Source organism: Sinomicrobium kalidii (assembly GCF_021183825.1).
In the GTDB taxonomy this organism is placed as follows: domain Bacteria; phylum Bacteroidota; class Bacteroidia; order Flavobacteriales; family Flavobacteriaceae; genus Sinomicrobium; species Sinomicrobium kalidii.
This window is the reverse complement of record NZ_CP089211.1, coordinates 3702501-3718466: the sequence shown is the minus strand read 5'-3', so window position 1 is coordinate 3718466 and position 15966 is coordinate 3702501. Positions and strand designations below refer to the sequence as shown.

General features: G+C 46.2%; 15 protein-coding genes and 1 tRNA gene (1 of these 16 cut by a window edge). 3 read left to right on the top strand and 13 right to left on the bottom strand.

Going from position 1 to position 15966, the window contains the following annotated elements; translation table 11 throughout:
* Window positions 1-8: 8 nt before the first annotated feature.
* Window positions 9-467 carry a MarR family winged helix-turn-helix transcriptional regulator gene (locus LS482_RS15040; RefSeq protein WP_233028338.1) on the top strand — a complete coding sequence of 153 codons (459 nt, stop codon included), beginning with the start codon at window positions 9-11 and terminating at the stop codon, window positions 465-467.
* Window positions 468-543: 76 nt separating this feature from the next.
* Here LS482_RS15040 and lptB read toward each other — a convergent pair whose 3' ends face one another.
* The 4 genes from lptB to LS482_RS15020 all read right to left on the bottom strand — a co-directional run bounded on the left by lptB (window position 544) and on the right by LS482_RS15020 (window position 3618).
* Window positions 544-1290, bottom strand: coding sequence for an LPS export ABC transporter ATP-binding protein (gene lptB, locus LS482_RS15035; RefSeq protein WP_233028337.1), 747 nt, complete (start codon window positions 1288-1290; stop codon window positions 544-546).
* A 77-nt stretch (window positions 1291-1367) separates the two neighbouring features.
* On the bottom strand, window positions 1368-1724 hold the full coding sequence (locus LS482_RS15030; RefSeq protein ID WP_233028336.1) for a carboxymuconolactone decarboxylase family protein: 357 nt from the start codon (window positions 1722-1724) through the stop codon (window positions 1368-1370).
* A gap of 98 nt (window positions 1725-1822) precedes the next feature.
* Window positions 1823-2653, bottom strand: coding sequence for a twin-arginine translocase subunit TatC (tatC, locus tag LS482_RS15025; RefSeq protein ID WP_233028335.1), 831 nt, complete (start codon window positions 2651-2653; stop codon window positions 1823-1825).
* Window positions 2653-3618, bottom strand: a complete 966-nt coding sequence (locus tag LS482_RS15020; protein ID WP_233028334.1) for a KpsF/GutQ family sugar-phosphate isomerase — start codon at window positions 3616-3618, stop codon at window positions 2653-2655. Before LS482_RS15020 ends, tatC begins: the two co-directional genes overlap by 1 nt.
* 87 nt (window positions 3619-3705) lie before the next feature.
* On the opposite strand from LS482_RS15020, the gene recQ reads away from it, so the two are divergent.
* Both recQ and LS482_RS15010 read left to right on the top strand, forming a co-directional pair.
* The gene (recQ, locus tag LS482_RS15015) at window positions 3706-5907 is read left to right on the top strand and encodes a DNA helicase RecQ (protein ID WP_233028333.1); all 2202 of its coding nucleotides are present in this window, start codon (window positions 3706-3708) and stop codon (window positions 5905-5907) included.
* Between the two features lie 125 nt (window positions 5908-6032).
* The gene (locus tag LS482_RS15010; RefSeq protein ID WP_233028332.1) at window positions 6033-7604 is read left to right on the top strand and encodes a M28 family peptidase; all 1572 of its coding nucleotides are present in this window, start codon (window positions 6033-6035) and stop codon (window positions 7602-7604) included.
* A gap of 74 nt (window positions 7605-7678) precedes the next feature.
* On the opposite strand, the gene LS482_RS15005 is transcribed toward LS482_RS15010, so the two are convergent.
* The 9 genes from LS482_RS15005 to LS482_RS14965 all read right to left on the bottom strand — a co-directional run.
* Window positions 7679-8743 (bottom strand): ArsO family NAD(P)H-dependent flavin-containing monooxygenase, encoded by a 1065-nt coding sequence (locus LS482_RS15005; RefSeq protein ID WP_233028331.1) that lies wholly within the window; start codon window positions 8741-8743, stop codon window positions 7679-7681.
* Window positions 8744-8981: 238 nt separating this feature from the next.
* A tRNA-His gene (locus LS482_RS15000) sits at window positions 8982-9057 on the bottom strand.
* Window positions 9058-9119: 62 nt separating this feature from the next.
* Window positions 9120-9821 carry a bacillithiol biosynthesis deacetylase BshB1 gene (gene bshB1, locus LS482_RS14995; protein ID WP_233028330.1) on the bottom strand — a complete coding sequence of 234 codons (702 nt, stop codon included), beginning with the start codon at window positions 9819-9821 and terminating at the stop codon, window positions 9120-9122.
* Between the two features lie 59 nt (window positions 9822-9880).
* Complete coding sequence (locus LS482_RS14990; RefSeq protein WP_233028329.1) at window positions 9881-11044, bottom strand: trans-sulfuration enzyme family protein; 1164 nt, start codon at window positions 11042-11044, stop codon at window positions 9881-9883.
* Between the two features lie 18 nt (window positions 11045-11062).
* Complete coding sequence (locus LS482_RS14985) at window positions 11063-11617, bottom strand: glutathione peroxidase (protein WP_233028328.1); 555 nt, start codon at window positions 11615-11617, stop codon at window positions 11063-11065.
* Window positions 11618-11768: 151 nt separating this feature from the next.
* Window positions 11769-12386, bottom strand: coding sequence for a 3-keto-disaccharide hydrolase (locus LS482_RS14980; protein WP_233028327.1), 618 nt, complete (start codon window positions 12384-12386; stop codon window positions 11769-11771).
* Window positions 12383-13150: a 3-keto-disaccharide hydrolase gene (locus LS482_RS14975; protein ID WP_233028326.1), complete on the bottom strand. Its 768-nt coding sequence runs from the start codon at window positions 13148-13150 to the stop codon at window positions 12383-12385. The genes LS482_RS14980 and LS482_RS14975 overlap by 4 nt, the downstream gene beginning before the upstream one ends.
* Window positions 13151-13210: 60 nt before the next feature.
* Window positions 13211-14566 (bottom strand): Gfo/Idh/MocA family protein, encoded by a 1356-nt coding sequence (locus LS482_RS14970; RefSeq protein ID WP_233028325.1) that lies wholly within the window; start codon window positions 14564-14566, stop codon window positions 13211-13213.
* Between the two features lie 97 nt (window positions 14567-14663).
* Window positions 14664-15966, bottom strand: the 3' portion of a protein-coding gene (locus LS482_RS14965) for a LamG-like jellyroll fold domain-containing protein (RefSeq protein ID WP_233028324.1). It continues 992 nt past the right edge of the window; the window shows 1303 of its 2295 coding nt (coding positions 993-2295); the start codon falls outside the window, past its right edge; it ends in the stop codon at window positions 14664-14666.

The window sequence follows — 15966 nt, the reverse complement described above, 5'->3', positions numbered from 1 at the left end:
AACCGGACATGAAAGAAAAAGAAAACACGATCAGCAATGTGGTACAGGTATACGAAGAAAAAGGACCGATAGGTTACTGGGTGAAAAAAGCGAATGATACGTTTTCGAATGTCATCCGGAAAACTGGCGAATACGGTGACTTTAACCGATTGGAATGGCAGTTCTTCAACGCCATACACGAAAAAGAAAACCTCACAATGTCAGAAGCCGCAAGGTCACTGGATTTTTTTACCGATGAAGCCGGCATTGAAAAACTTGTCAAACGCTTTGAGGCACAGCACCTCATCAGGGTCCATTACCATGATATTTCCATAACGGAAAAAGGACGGCAGGCCTATGAAGAAGTAGTGAGCGTACAGAAAGAAATCATGATAAAGGCCATGAAAGACATATCGCCCGAAGCCTACAGAACCAGTATAGAAACCCTGGAGACCCTATTAAAAAACCTCAGGCCGTATACCGTATAGCAGACAAATAAAGATACTACCCCGCCGGGAACTGCTCGGAACATACCGGAAAATAACGGTGGTCCGGGTGGTCCCCTTATTTATTGAATTCCAGTTTTTTTCTGCGGAGCTCAAAGTTTTGCCCGAGATATACTTTCCTCACCATTTCGTCGGCAGCCAGTTCTTCCGGTTCCCCGGCCTTGAGGATACTGCCTTCGAACATCAGGTAAGACCGTTCGGTAATAGCCAGGGTTTCCTGTACGTTGTGGTCGGTGATCAGGATACCGATATTCTTGTCTTTGAGTTGGGCTACGATACGCTGTATATCTTCCACCGCTACGGGATCAACCCCGGCAAACGGTTCGTCCAGTAAAATAAAATTGGGGTCGGTGGCAAGTGCGCGGGCTATCTCTGTTCGCCGTCGTTCGCCCCCGGAAAGCAGGTCACCCCGGTTTTTCCGGATATGTCCGAGTCCGAACTCTTCAATAAGTGCCTCCATTTTCCTATGCTGTTCCTTTTTGGACATCTTGGTAAGCTGCAGTACACTTAAAATATTATCCTCAATACTCAACTTCCTGAAAACAGATGCTTCCTGCGCCAGGTAACCGATACCGTTCTGCGCTCTCTTGTACATGGGATACCTGGTAATGTCCAGGTCATCCAGGAAAATACGCCCGCCATTGGGTTTGATGAGCCCAACGATCATATAGAAAGAAGTGGTTTTCCCGGCTCCGTTTGGACCGAGAAGACCTACGATCTCACCCCGGTTCACTTCCAGCGAAATCCCTTTTACCACTTTTCGTCCCTTGTAGGACTTCATAATATTTTCAGCTCTCAGCTTCATTTCTAACAGGACTTAGAAAGTAAAAATACGAAAAACATTACGCCCGGGCATGATACCGGGTCGTGTTTAGGTTTCATTTAACTATTCCCGGCACCTGCTTCCAGGGCGTCCCAAAACTCGTACGCTTTCCGCAAATGGGGAATTACAATGGTGCCGCCCACCAGCGTGGCAATACCCATGGCTTCCATAACTTCTTCGCCGGTGAGCCCTTCCTTATGGCAACTTTCCAGGTGATATTTTATACAATCATCACACCGGAGCACGGCAGATGCCACCAAACCCAGCAGTTCCTTGGTTTTAACATCCAGTGCACCGGGCATATAGGCATTGGTATCGAGATTGAATATTCGTTTTATGATCTTGTTGTTATCCTTCATGATCCGCTCGTTCATCCTTGAGCGGTAATCGTCGAATTCTTTTACTATATCTCCCATTTTTATGCTCTTTTGTTTATGGACGTATCCTTATGCCCTACAATGGTTGATCGGTCTTCCCGTTTGAGCCGCACGGCCGTGCGGCTCTATATTTTATGTTATTTTTTTCTCAGGGCTTTTTCCTGTTTTGCCTGTTGCCGGATAACAAATCTGGATATGACAATACTCACTTCATACAGGATAAGAATAGGAATGGTCACTACAATCTGACTGGTAATATCCGGAGGCGTTATAATTGCTGAAAGGATCAACACTATCACCAGGGAAATTTTCCTGTATTTTCTCAGGAACTGCGGGGTTACAAGTCCTATCCTGGTCAGGAAATAGATGAGTATGGGCAATTCAAAAATCAACCCGCACGAAATCACCGATGTTCTTACCGTAGATATATAGGACCCCAGGTCGATGTCGTTATGCACTTCCGGGCTCACCTGGTATGTGGCCAGGAAATTAATGGACAACGGAGATATTACATAATATCCGAACAGTACTCCCATAAAAAACAACAGGGATGCTATAAATATAAATCCCCTGGCATTTTTTCTCTCGTTTTCGTAAAGGCCCGGGCTTATGAATCTCCAGAACTCGTACAATACATACGGAAAAGCCAGAATAAAACCTGCCCATATTGAGGTCCAGATATGTGCCGAGAACTGCCCGGCCATCGTACGGCTCTGGATACGGAAAGGCAGTTCCTTGATACAGAAACTCTCGTCCAGTCCCAGGGTCTTCGATACCTTGCAGAAAAACTCATAGGTAACGAAATCCCCTTTCTTCGGACCGAAAATGATGGTATCAAAAATGAAGTCCCTGGCTATGAATGCCACGCCCCCCACTATAACGATAGCTATTGTTGCCCGTATAAGATGCCAACGGAGATCTTCCAGGTGGTCCAGAAAAGACATCTCCTCCTGTTTCTTTTTTGCCATTATATGATCCCTTCTTTAATTAGGTTGTGCAGATGGATTACCCCGGCATATACCCCCTCGTCTTCGACCAGAAGCTGTGAAATGCTGTGCTTTTCCATAACTTCCATGGCATCTACAGCCATTGCATCGGCCTCGATACTCTTCGGGTTTCTGCTCATGATATCTCCGGCGGTAAGCCCATTGATATTATCGTAATTATTCAGCATTCGTCTTATATCACCGTCAGTGACCACTCCCACGATCTTTCCGTCGGCAATAACAGCTGTGGCTCCCAGCATTTTCTCCGAGATTTCCACGATCACCTTCCGCACGTCGGCATCCGGGGTTACCTCGGGTTTCATGTTGGCCGAGGAAATATCCCTGACGCGCAGGTACAGTTTTTTACCCAGTGACCCGCCGGGATGATACCTGGCAAAATCCTTACTGGTAAACCCTTTCAGGCTTAACAGGCATATGGCAAGTGCATCTCCTATAACGAGTTGTGCCGTGGTGCTTGTAGTGGGTGCAAGGTTATTCGGGCAGGCTTCTTTTTCTACATAAGCGGTTAGGACAAAATCTGCCTGTTGCCCCAGAAATGATTCTTTATTGGCCGTAATGGCTATAAGTTTGTTCTTTCCGTTTTTGATAAGAGGCACCAGTACCTTTATTTCAGGCGTATTGCCACTTTTGGAGATACAGATCACTACATCGTCTTCCTGTATGGTCCCCAGGTCTCCGTGAATGGCATCGGCAGCGTGCATAAATATGGAAGGTGTACCGGTAGAGTTTAATGTTGCCACAATTTTTGTAGCTATAATCGCACTTTTCCCGATCCCGGTGACAATAACTCTTCCCGAACTGTTAAAAATATGCTGAACAGCGCTCGAAAATTCATCATCTATGAAAGATTTTAGGTCTCTTATTGCGCTACTTTCAATTTCAATTACTTTTTTTGCAACTGCTTTTATAGCCTCTTTATCACTCAAAATTTTTTAGATATTTATTATTTGTAATAAATAAAGAATGTTATATCTTTAGTTGTGCAAATGTATGTAAAATAGTAAAACGATAGAATGAGTTCAGTTGAAATTGACTTGCATAAAAAGTTAAAACAATATTTCGGTTTTAACCAATTCAAAGGATTACAGGAAGGTGTCGTTAAAAGCATAGTTGATAATCACAGTACATTTGTGATCATGCCCACAGGTGGCGGTAAATCACTTTGTTACCAGTTGCCCGCACTGGTAAAAGAAGGTACGGCCATTGTAGTATCGCCCCTCATAGCATTGATGAAAAACCAGGTCGACGCCCTTCGGGGCCTCTCTTCCAATGACGGTATTGCCCACGTATTGAATTCGTCGCTTACCAAAAGTGAGGTAAGAACCGTGATGCATGATATACGGGAAGGCACCACCAAACTGCTCTATGTGGCACCCGAATCCCTCACCAAAGAAGAATATATCGATTTCCTGAGGTCTGTAAAGATTTCGTTTGTAGCTATAGACGAAGCGCACTGTATCTCGGAATGGGGACACGACTTCCGGCCGGAATACAGGAACCTCAAGACCATTATAAAACGCCTCGGAGGAGACATTCCCATAATAGCGCTCACAGCCACGGCCACCCCAAAAGTTCAGGAAGACATCCTGAAAAACCTGGGGATCACCGACGCCAATACGTTCAAGGCTTCCTTTAACCGGCCTAATCTCTTTTATGAAGTCAGGCCCAAAACCAAAAACGTAGATGCCGATATTATCCGGTTTGTCAAACAAAACTCCGGAAAATCGGGCATTATTTACTGCCTGAGCAGGAAACGGGTGGAAGAACTGGCCCAGACACTTCAGGTAAACGGTATCAGCGCTGTTCCGTACCACGCCGGACTGGACGCCAAGACCCGGGCCAAACACCAGGACATGTTCCTCATGGAGGATGTGGATGTCGTAGTAGCCACCATTGCTTTCGGAATGGGGATTGACAAACCGGATGTGCGCTTTGTGATCCATCACGACATTCCGAAAAGTATCGAAAGTTACTACCAGGAGACCGGAAGGGCCGGAAGAGACGGCGGTGAAGGACACTGCCTTGCTTTCTACGCCTATAAGGACATCGAAAAGCTGGAAAAATTCATGGCGGGAAAACCTGTGGCCGAACAGGAAATCGGGCACGCTCTTTTACAGGAAATGGTGGCCTATGCCGAAACTTCCATATCCCGCAGGAAATTCATTTTACATTATTTCGGTGAAGAATTTGACGAGGTGAACGGCGAAGGGGCAGATATGGATGACAACGTTCGTAACCCCAAGAAAAAGCACGAAGTCAAAGACGATGTTACAAAACTGCTCTCCATTGTAAAAAATACCAACCAGAAATTCAAACCCAAAGAGATCGTAAACGTCATGGTGGGTAAGGTCAATGCCCTTATCAAATCGCATAAGACGGATGAAAAACCCTTTTTTGGCACAGGCAGGAAAAAAGAAGCCAAACACTGGATGGCACTGATCCGCCAGGTACTGGTGGCCGGACTCCTGAGAAAAGAGATCGAGACCTATGGGGTCTTATTTCTCACCGAAGAAGGAAAAAAATTCCTCGAAAATCCGCAGTCCTTCATGATGACGGAGGATCATACTTATGAAACAGCTGAGGACGATACCATAATTACGGCCAAAAAGGGCGGAGCGGCATCTGCCGATACCACCCTCCTCAACATGCTCAGGGAACTCCGGAAAAAAGAGGCCCAGAAACTGGGTGTTCCCCCGTTTGTAGTATTCCAGGACCCTTCACTTGAAGATATGGCCCTGAAATATCCCGTAAATGCCAGGGAACTTCTCAACATACATGGTGTCGGCGAAGGAAAAGCCAAAAAATACGGCAAACCTTTTACCGAACTTATAACCCGTTATGTAAACGACAACGATATCATCCGTCCGGACGACCTGGTTGTAAAAAGTACCGGGGCGAATTCCGCATTAAAACTCTTTATCATACAAAGTGTGGACAGAAAACTCCCCCTTAATGACATTGCCGACGCCAAGGGCCTGGAAATGGGAGGTTTTATCAAAGAAATGGAACAGATCGTCTACAGCGGCACCAAGCTGGATATTAACTACTGGATAGACGATATCCTGGATGAAGACCAGCAGGAAGAACTCCACGAATATTTTCTCGATGCCGAAACAGACAAAATATCTCTTGCCATGGAAGAATTTGACGGCGATTATGAAGATGAAGAATTACGCCTCTACCGTATTAAATTTATCAGTGAAGTGGCCAACTAAGGTCATTCCCATTCCCCACTCCCCTTATCTTACCATACTGAACCTTACCCCCCTGAACTTTTAGAAAACATTCACCCACCATATATTCCATTTTATATATATTTGACAAATTTATATAGCACAAAATGAGAAAAATACTTTATCTGGCACTGTCCGTAGCATTTGCCTGCAACAGTTCCCAAAAGGCCACGGCCCCTTCAAAGAAGGCGGCTTCTTACGATCCCGTACCCTACGCGGAAACCATAACACAACAAGAATTAAAAGATCATTTATACACCTATGCTTCCGATGAATTCGAAGGCAGGGAAACCGGAGAACCGGGACAAAAGAAAGCTGTTGAATACCTGAAAGATCACTATGTAAAACTCGGGGTACCCGCCGCCCAGAACAATGGCGAGTATTTCCAGGAAGTCCCCCTCGAGGTCAGTGAAATGCCGGAGGCTACCATAGCCGTCAATGATCAACAATACGAGATCGGGGAAGATTTTGTTACATTCCATTCCCCCGCCCGGAACGCGTATTCTTCCAGTGAAATAGTCTTTGCCGGATACGGTATAAAAGATGAGAAATACTCCGACTACGAAGGCCTCGATGTTGAGGGAAAAGTCATTGCCATAGTAATAGGCGAACCCAAAAACGAAGACGGCACCTACCTTATCTCGGGAACCTCCGAACCCTCCAAATGGTCTGATATAAAAATATCCATGCCGGACCGGCTGGATACTGCCATGAAAAACGGAGTAAAGGGCGTACTGCTTATCGACAAGACCAACTTCAGCATGATTGCACAGCAATTCAGCTTTATGCAAAACAGGATAGGGAATGGCAGGATGCAATTAAAAGCCGAAGAAGACGAAGATTTTTTCTATGCCTTTATCAGTAATGATATTGCCGGCCAGATCAGTCCGGACCTTGAATCTCTGGACAATGGGGCTGTTATTACTACCAACTTTGACATTGCCTTTTCCGGAAAGTCGGGCAACGTGGATTCGGAAAACGTAGTGGCTTTCATCGAAGGAACGGAAAAACCCGATGAATATATTATTATCTCCTCTCACCTGGATCACATTGGTGTAACCGAAGACGGCCAGATCAATAACGGCGCCGATGACGACGGTTCAGGATCTGTAGCACTTCTGGAAATTGCAGAAGCTTTTAAAAAAGCGGCAGATGCCGGAAACGGCCCCAAACGATCTGTAGTGTTCCTGCATGTTACCGGTGAGGAAAAAGGACTTTTAGGTTCGGATTACTATACCAGGAACCCCATTTTTCCGCTGGAAAATACCGTTACCGACCTGAACATTGACATGATAGGAAGAATAGATCCGAAACGTGAAGGAGACCGGAACTACGTGTACCTGATAGGCTCGGACAAACTGAGCACCGAACTGCATAACCTGTCTGAGGAAGTGAACGAAAAGTACTGCCAGATAGAACTGGACTATACCTACAACGACGACAACGACCCGAACCGGTTCTACTACCGAAGCGACCATTACAACTTTGCCAAGAACAACATTCCCGTTATCTTTTATTTTAACGGCACCCATGACGACTATCACCGTCCCGGTGACACTCCGGACAAGATTAACTACGACCTGCTGGAAAACCGCACCCGGCTGGTATTTTACACGGCATGGGAAATCGCCAACCGGGAAAAACGGCTGGTAGTGGATAAAGCGGTGGAAACAGAATAATTTCTCCCCTGCGAGAAGACTACGACATCATACAAAACAATCCTGTCGGCATCCCGGTCCGGTGGGATTGTTTTTTATTCGACCTGAGCCAAGTACTCTCCTATCTGCTTTACCGTCTGCCGGGCGGTACGGTTTACCCCGATCAACGTTGCCGAAGCATAGCCGGTCCAGCTGCCATAGCCTACCAGCCACAGTCCCGGAACTTCTGTTGCCCTGGTTTCGTCCGTAGAAATAATTCCCTTTTCATCCGGACGGACCACAGTATCCAAAAACGAGGTCGCATACCCGAACCCGGTACACCAGATAACAGCGTCAAAAGCTTCCTTTGTTCCGTTTTCCCAGATCACCCCGCCCTCGTACATACCTGTAAAAGAACCCTCGGACGTCAATACACCTCTTGATCGCGCTTCTTTTACGGAAGGCACCATAACGATATTTCCGAGATTGTAATTGGACAAGTCAAAAGGTTTTCCCTCCTTTTCAGCACGATATTTAGCTGAAGCGATATTAAAAAGGTAATGCCCGTCCACATCGTCGGGCAGGAATTCCGGTGTATTCCGTGTAGCCCATTTGACCTCACGACCGTATTTCGACACTTCGGCCATGATCTGTGCCCCGGAGTTCCCTTCACCGACCACCAGCACCTTCTGGTCCTGAAATACTTCGGGATTTTTATAGTTTGCCGAATGCAACTGTATCCCTTTGAATTTTTCTCTTCCATCCACATCCGGGATCACGGGATTGGCCCATGTTCCGGTTGCAGCGATCACCGCCCTTGTATAAAAATCACCTTTGGTGGTGATCAGCCTGAACAGGTCGTTTTCCCGTTCCATATTGTTCACCCGGACCGGGCGCTCTACGGGAAACCCGTAGCGTTCTTCGTATCTGCCGAGATAATCGATCACCTCCCGCCTTGTCGGGAAAGGTCCCTCCGATTTCGGCATCAGCCATCCCGGCAGGGAACTGTGTTGTGCAGGAGAAAATAGTGTAAGGCTGTCCCAGGCACTTTGCCACGCACCGCCTCTTTTTTCACGGTCGTCCAGGATCAGGTAGCTCAATCTGCCTCTCCTCAGGTAATAGCCCGTTGCCAGGCCACTTTGGCCTCCGCCGATAACGATAACATCAAAAACTGTGTTCATGGCATATTTTCAGGTTTAAAGCCCGGCCCGGGTTATGTGCAGGTGTTTCGGAACCGGGGACTTGTTACTCACCCCTACATCGCAATATTACGATAAAGTATCTGTTCCCGAAAATAAGTGCTATTTTTTATGACTATATGATAATAAAAAGACTTTATCCTTCCGGCAAAAATCTATGAAGCAGGTATTGCCTGTAGGAAACAAAAAAAGGAGTATCCTGCTAAGAATACTCCTTTACGGGTGGAAGACCGGTTTCGAACCGGCGACCTCTAGAACCACAATCTAGCGCTCTAACCAGCTGAGCTACAACCACCGTTTAATTGCGGATGCAAAGGTAATTTTTTATCATTTATATACAAAGAAAAAACTTAAAATTTTATATCAAATGATCCAGCGAATGCACGGCTACATGGCGTTCGGCGGTAAAGCCTTCTGCGTGTTCCACATTGATAATTCGCCCTAAATCCCTGGCCCTGTACGTAATACTATCCAGAAAGTTCTTACTGCTTATCGGTGTTTCGGGTTCCTCGCTCTCCGGATCAAAAAACTGGGACGCATAGGCCGATACGGCCTCCACTTTTGTCTTTACAAATCCTGAAACATCCACCACAAAATCGGGGGTTATATCTTTCCACTGAATGTAGTGGTACACCTGCTTCGGCCGCCATGCCTCCTGTCCCGTATCAATTTTGATCAGTCCGCTCAAAAAACAGGCATCACTTGCCAGTTTACTGCCCCTGCCATGATCTATATGCCTGTCATCAATAGCATTGCACAACACGATCCCGGGACGGTATTTGCGTATTATTTTTATGATTTCCAGTTGATGGGCCCTGTCATTTACAAAAAAACCGTCTGCAAATGCAAGGTTCTCCCTTATTTCCACACCGAGTATTTCGGCAGCTCTGGCAGATTCCTTATCGCGGAGTTCTGCCGACCCTCTGGTCCCCAGTTCTCCTCTGGTCAAATCCAGAATCCCCACTTTTTTACCCTGTGCCACTTCCTTCGCTATCGTGGCCCCACATCCCAGTTCCACATCATCGGGATGTGCACCAATAGCCAATATGTCCAATTTCACTTGTTTTCCTTTCCGTTAAATGGTTATATATTTTTGTTTTTTACGCTTTTACCGGGGGCTCAACTTACCAGTTCTCCTATTTTAACCAGGGCTTGTTCTATGTCTTTTATCAGGTCCTTTTTATCTTCAATCCCGACGGAAAGACGCAATAATCCGTCGCCTATCCCCTGCGCTGCCCTTTCTTCTGCACTCAACAAGGCATGCGAGGTAAGCATCGGTGAGCTAATGGTACTTTCTACTCCCGCCAGGCTCATCGAAGGTTTGATAAGCTGCAGTTCCCGCATAAACTGAAGGGCATCCAACCCTTCCCGGAGTTCGAAGGACAACATTCCGCCGAAACCTTTCATTTGTGCTTTGGCCAGGGCATAATCGGGATTGCTTTTAAGACCGGGATAATGTACTTTGGAGACATCCGGGTGTTTTTGCAGCAACCGCGCCAGTTTTTTAGCATTCCGGTTTTGTGCTTTTACCCTCAGTCCCAATGTTTTTATGCTGCGTTCCAGTAACCACACGGTATAATCGCTAAGGCTTCCGCCGAAATTCTTGGCCAGTTGGAATACCTTATCTATATGCGCTTCGGAACCTGCCACAGCTCCTGCAAGTATATCACTGTGGCCACCCAGGTATTTGGTGGCGCTGTGTATGACAATATCAATCCCGAAATCCAGCGGCGTCTGGTTCACCGGACTGGCAAAAGTATTGTCTATCATGGATACCAGTCCGTGTTTCCGGGCAATTTCCGCAACGGCTTTTATATCGGTTACCGTCAGCAATGGATTTGACGGGGTTTCGATATAAATCACCTTGGTGTTTTCCCGGATCAGGGTTTCAAAATCTTCCGGGGACGAGCCGTCGGTAAACGAATATTCTATTCCGAATTTCCGGAATTCTTCCGTTACCAGGTTGAATGTCCCCCCGTAAAGTGTTTTTTGCAGCACTATATGGTCTCCTTTCCCGAGAAAAGCCAGCAAAGTGGTGCTGATTGCTGCCATGCCGCTTCCGAATATCAGTCCTCTTTCGGCATGCTCCAGTGCTGCGATCTTACTGGCGAGCGCGAGTTGATTGGGTGTATTGAAGTACCGGGGATAGCGTTTTGCTTCCACATCCTCAAAGGCATAGGATGTAGCCATATACAACGGGGATACCGCCCCGCGGTATTTTTCGTCCCGGAGTTCCCCTTCATGGGTGCAGATGGTGTTTACACCTAAAACAGTTTTGTTCATAAGCAGACAGGTATAATATTAGTGTTCGATCCAGTTTATGACCGCTTCATCTACGGGAAGGGTCTGGGGAGGGACAACTTTTGCCACATGCCCTTCTTCATCGATAAGATATTTCTGGAAGTTCCACTGCACTTCCGAGTCTTCCAGTCCGTTCTTTTCCTTTTCGGTAAGGAACTTATATACCGGATGCATATCTTTTCCCTTTACCGATATTTTACTCATCATGGGAAAGGTCACTCCGTAGTTTTGTTCACAAAAAGCGGCAATCTGTTCGTCGGTGCCCGGTTCCTGCCCTCCGAAATTATTGGCGGGGAAGCCCACAATAACAAAATCCCTGTTTTTATACTTCTCATAGAGTTCCTGCAGGCTTTCGTACTGAGGTGTCAGACCGCATTCACTGGCGGTGTTGACCACCATGATCTTTTTCCCCTTTAAACTACTGAAATCGAAATCATTGCCATAGAGGTCTTCTACTTTAAACTGATAGATGGTCTCTTTATTCATAACATTTTGTTTTTGCGCAGACACTGTCATAAACAACAGTATGAAAGCTGGAATTAACAGATTTTTCATCGCTTGAAAATTTACATCTAAGATAACGATATTTAAGGGTACTGCAAAGGGCAGGGTAAGAAATAAAAAACTCCCGGACCATCACTCCGGATGTTGTCTCCAACATCTGAAATAACGATCCGGAAGTTGATATCTTCCCGCAGGTAAAAAATTATTCCCCTTCGGGGATCTCCTTCAGGGTAATATTTCTCCAGTACACTTTTATGCCCCCGCCATCGTGAATCTGGAGGGCAATTTTTCCGTTTGCTTCACCTATTTTTTCATCCTCAAGGGTTATCATCTGCTCGCCGTTGAGCCAGGTGGTCACATGATCGCCTTTCACTCTTATCTTCATGTGGTTCCACTCCCCGTACCTGAGCATTTTATCTTTTTCCGGTTCAGGTTTTATAAGCCATCCCCTTCCGTAGGATTCGTAAATCCCTCCGGTGTGAAGATCGGGCGGAGCTACTTCTACCTGCCACCCGGAAATCTTGGTCCCTTCGATACCGGAGCGGAAAAAAACACCACTGTTGCCGTCGGCCTCCTGCAGGAATTCCACATCCAGTTCAAAGTTCTTATAACTTTTGTCTGTAGCCAGGTAACCGTATTTCTTGTCCGGGCCGCTTTCGGCGACCAGCAGACCGTCTTCCACATACCATTTTTCCGTACCGTATATTTCCCATCCCGTGAGGTCTTTGCCGTTGAAAAGCTCGGTTTTACCCGAATTACAACTCATCAATACCAGGGCCAGGCATGAAAATAATCCGTTGATCAATGAAGACGCTCTCATAGCTTTCTTATTTTTATGTTCTTAAACCAGATGAAACTTCCGTGATCCTGTAACCCGATGAGCCCGGATTTTGCTTTTCCGTAATCGGGAAAATCTTTCCACTTTCCTTCTTCCTTTCGCTTTTTCCAGTCTTCAGACCACGGTACGAATTCTACGGTTTTCTTCCCGTTGAGCCAATAGGTTACCTTTTCAGGGGTGAATACGATCCGGCTGGAATTCCATTCTCCTGCGGGTTTCACGGCGCCTTTATAATCGGGTGTATACATACCGTAGTCAGCACCGATAGACTGCCAGTCTTCCAGTTTCTGCGGAAACCCTATCTGGTCTATCAATTGGTACTCAGGAGCATTGTAATAAGGTGCATCGTATTGTTCACCTTCCAGCACATGGTAGAACACCCCGCTGTTACCGCCTTCGGCGATCTTCCATTCCAAAGAGAACTCAAAGTTTTCAAAAGGTTCCTTCGCGTAAACAATATCACCTCCTATATCCCCGCCTCTTCCCAGGGATTTCAGCGTACCGTCTTCGACCACCCACCCTTCGGGAAGGGTTTCCTGATTGTATCCTCTCCATCCATCGGCATTTTTTCCGTCGAAGAGTAATATCCAGTCTTCGGCCTTTTCCTTTTTGGTGAGGGTATTTTCCTTATCGGTTACATCTATTTTCGCCTGGGGTTCGGCTTCTTTCTGTTTTTCCTTCTTTTCTGTTTTGCAGGATACCATAAACAAGGTAACCATTCCCGTGATCAGCAATGTATTTTTCATTGGTGTTATTTTTTGATTTACTATTGTTTGTTAAAATCGATATTCCGCCGGACCGTTACGTTATACCACTTTCATTTTTACCGGGTCCCAGCCGATGTATTTATTCTGAAAGTAGCTATCGTTACACAACAGGGCGGGAGCGGCCGCACGGAAGCCAAATACGGGATCTTCCACTACAGTCCCTCCGTGGCGTATGGCTCTGAAGAAATTGGCGAAATGATCGTAATGAGCCCCTTTATAACCTTTTTCCACCTCATACACCGTTTCGGCGGGCGGAAGTATTTTTTTCCGGCCTGCATATCCTCCCATTTCCTTGGCTTTTTCTTTGAGGAAGGGGTCTTCTTCGGTGTGATTGTTCCTTTTCAGCACCACATCGTTCCAGGTAATGTCCATGGAACCTTCACTTCCCACTATCTTCAGATAAGTGGACCCGCTGGTCCCATCCACGAAATTGCAGCGCAGGGACAGGTTAAATCCGGGATGCTGTTCTGTTTCCGGATAGTTGAACATACCCAGGAGTACATCGGGAACTTCCCTGCCGTCTTTCCAGTAACGGAGCCCGCCCATTGCAGATACCTTGTCCGGTCCGTAAGAATCGGTTATAAAATGTAAACTTGAAAAAAGGTGTACGAAGAGGTCTCCGGACATTCCGGTACCGTAATCCAGGTAATTCCGCCACCGGAAGAACCGGAGCGGGTCAAAGGGACGTTTTTTGGTATTGAAGATATAGCGGTCCCAGTCAACCGTCTTTTCGGAGGCATCTTCAGGGATGGCATACTGCCAGGCGCCCTGGGGAGAATGCCTTGCCCAGAAGCCTTCGGCATAATTGATATCGCCGATAGCTCCTTCGGCCAGGAGTTGTTTGGCTTTTTCATTACCAAGGGACGAAAGCCCCTGGCTTCCCACCATGTATATCTTACCGGACTTTTTCCAGGCATTGATCAGCTCATGGCCTTCATCTACAGAGTGTACCATCGGTTTTTCGCAATAGGCATGCTTCCCGGCGTTAAGGGCATCTATACTTATCCGTTTGTGCCAGTGGTCTGGTGTACCGATAATAACGGCATCGACATCCGTTCGTTTTAATATCTCCTTGTAATCCCTGGTAAGGAACAAATGGTCTCCCCATCTTTCCCTGGCCTGGTCCAGTCTGCCATCATACAGATCACATACGGCTACGATCTCTATATTATCGTGCTCCAACGCTGTATTCATATCGGCAGTTCCCATTCCTCCGGCGCCAATAAGCGCCAGTTTCAGGGTTTTCTCGTTTGTAGAAGTATCGGCCCTGTTCAGATAGGTTATTTTCCGGCCTTGTGCATTGACGGTTTCTTTCGCGAGAATGGCGGGGGTCATTGCCGTAGCGGCTCCTGCCAACCCGAGATTTTTTAGGAACAATCTTCGGTTGTTCTTCATATTTGGTTGATTTTAAAGTTTAACGGTATAAACTTACTGATACCCGGGATATTATCCGGGGTAATATTCGGGGTAATGTGAAGATATACGGGAACTTTTATTCTACCGGTGCCAGAAAATCAGGCTCACACACTTCACCATAAAAGTTTTCATATAACCTTTTATAGTGGTCTGTTGTCTTCCTGGCCAATGTGTGTTTCCCCGCTTTCATAAGAATATTTACTTTAGAGCGTACGGCTCTTTCAAACAAGGGGTCGATGGTGAGTATAGCGCGAATCAGCTGTAACATTTCTTCGTCGGAAAACACATGAGGCCGTTCCATGCATGGTACGAGCACATCCAGCACCGCATTTCCGTAATCCGATTTGAAATTATCCATCCATTCCAGTTCGGTTTGCGGTAACAAGGGGCCCCGACTAACCAGTCTGGCCCATTCCAGGAGCTTTTCTTTTTCGGGAATTTCCCTTTTTATCCCGGAAAATACAGAAATTCCTTTATCGATCTCATAAATATCGATATCGACTGCCTTGCCTACTTCGAGATACCATACCTTATTGGAATAGACGATGTATACATCCAGTTTTTCCTGCAGCAGGTTCCTTATTTCCTTAATGTGTGTACTGCGATTGTTCTTTACACTTTCCGAAGAAAATCCGGGCCAGAGTATATGTCCCATTTTCCGGGAAGAAATGCCTCCTTCCTTAAGCGTGTAGAGTATTAACAATACCAACAGTTCTTTCCGTTTCGGGGATAAACGAAAGGTAATATCGTTTCCCTCTTTATCCGTAAGTTTAAATTCTTCCAGCAACTGTATGCTTCCTTTTCGGTTTTTCTCTGAAGAAGCAGTAACGATTTTTTCTGTCCCTGCTCTTTCTTCGCCATGTTTTTTGATATTTTTCCTTCTGGTATAGGAATACAAAAAGAGCAATATAATGATGAGAATTCCGCCACCCGTTGCATAATAAAGTGCGGTACGATCAGAAGATGGTGATATGACCCCGAGCTTATAGACATGCATAACTTCATCATCGCTCAGCGCCCGGTTCCACACACAAAATTCACTTAACCCTCCTTTATAATACTGCCCCCAAAGGTTGGTTCCTATCAAGATGGAATGTTCGGTTTGCTCCAATGCGGATGCTGTGGTTTCACCTGCCAGCTTACCGTTGACATAAAAATAGACTTTTCTGTCCTGCGAGTATACATAGGTAATATGTGCCCATTCACCTGCCTTGATCAGTGTTTCCTTACTGTAGTGGTCTTTTATCCCGGGGGTGGTGAATTGCAGTTTACCGTTGAATATCTTTGCAGAAAAGGCCTCTCCTTTACCAATAAGGCTGAGGCTTCCGGAGATCTTGTCGGGTTTGACCCATGCGGAAACCGTTATTTCGTTAAAATCG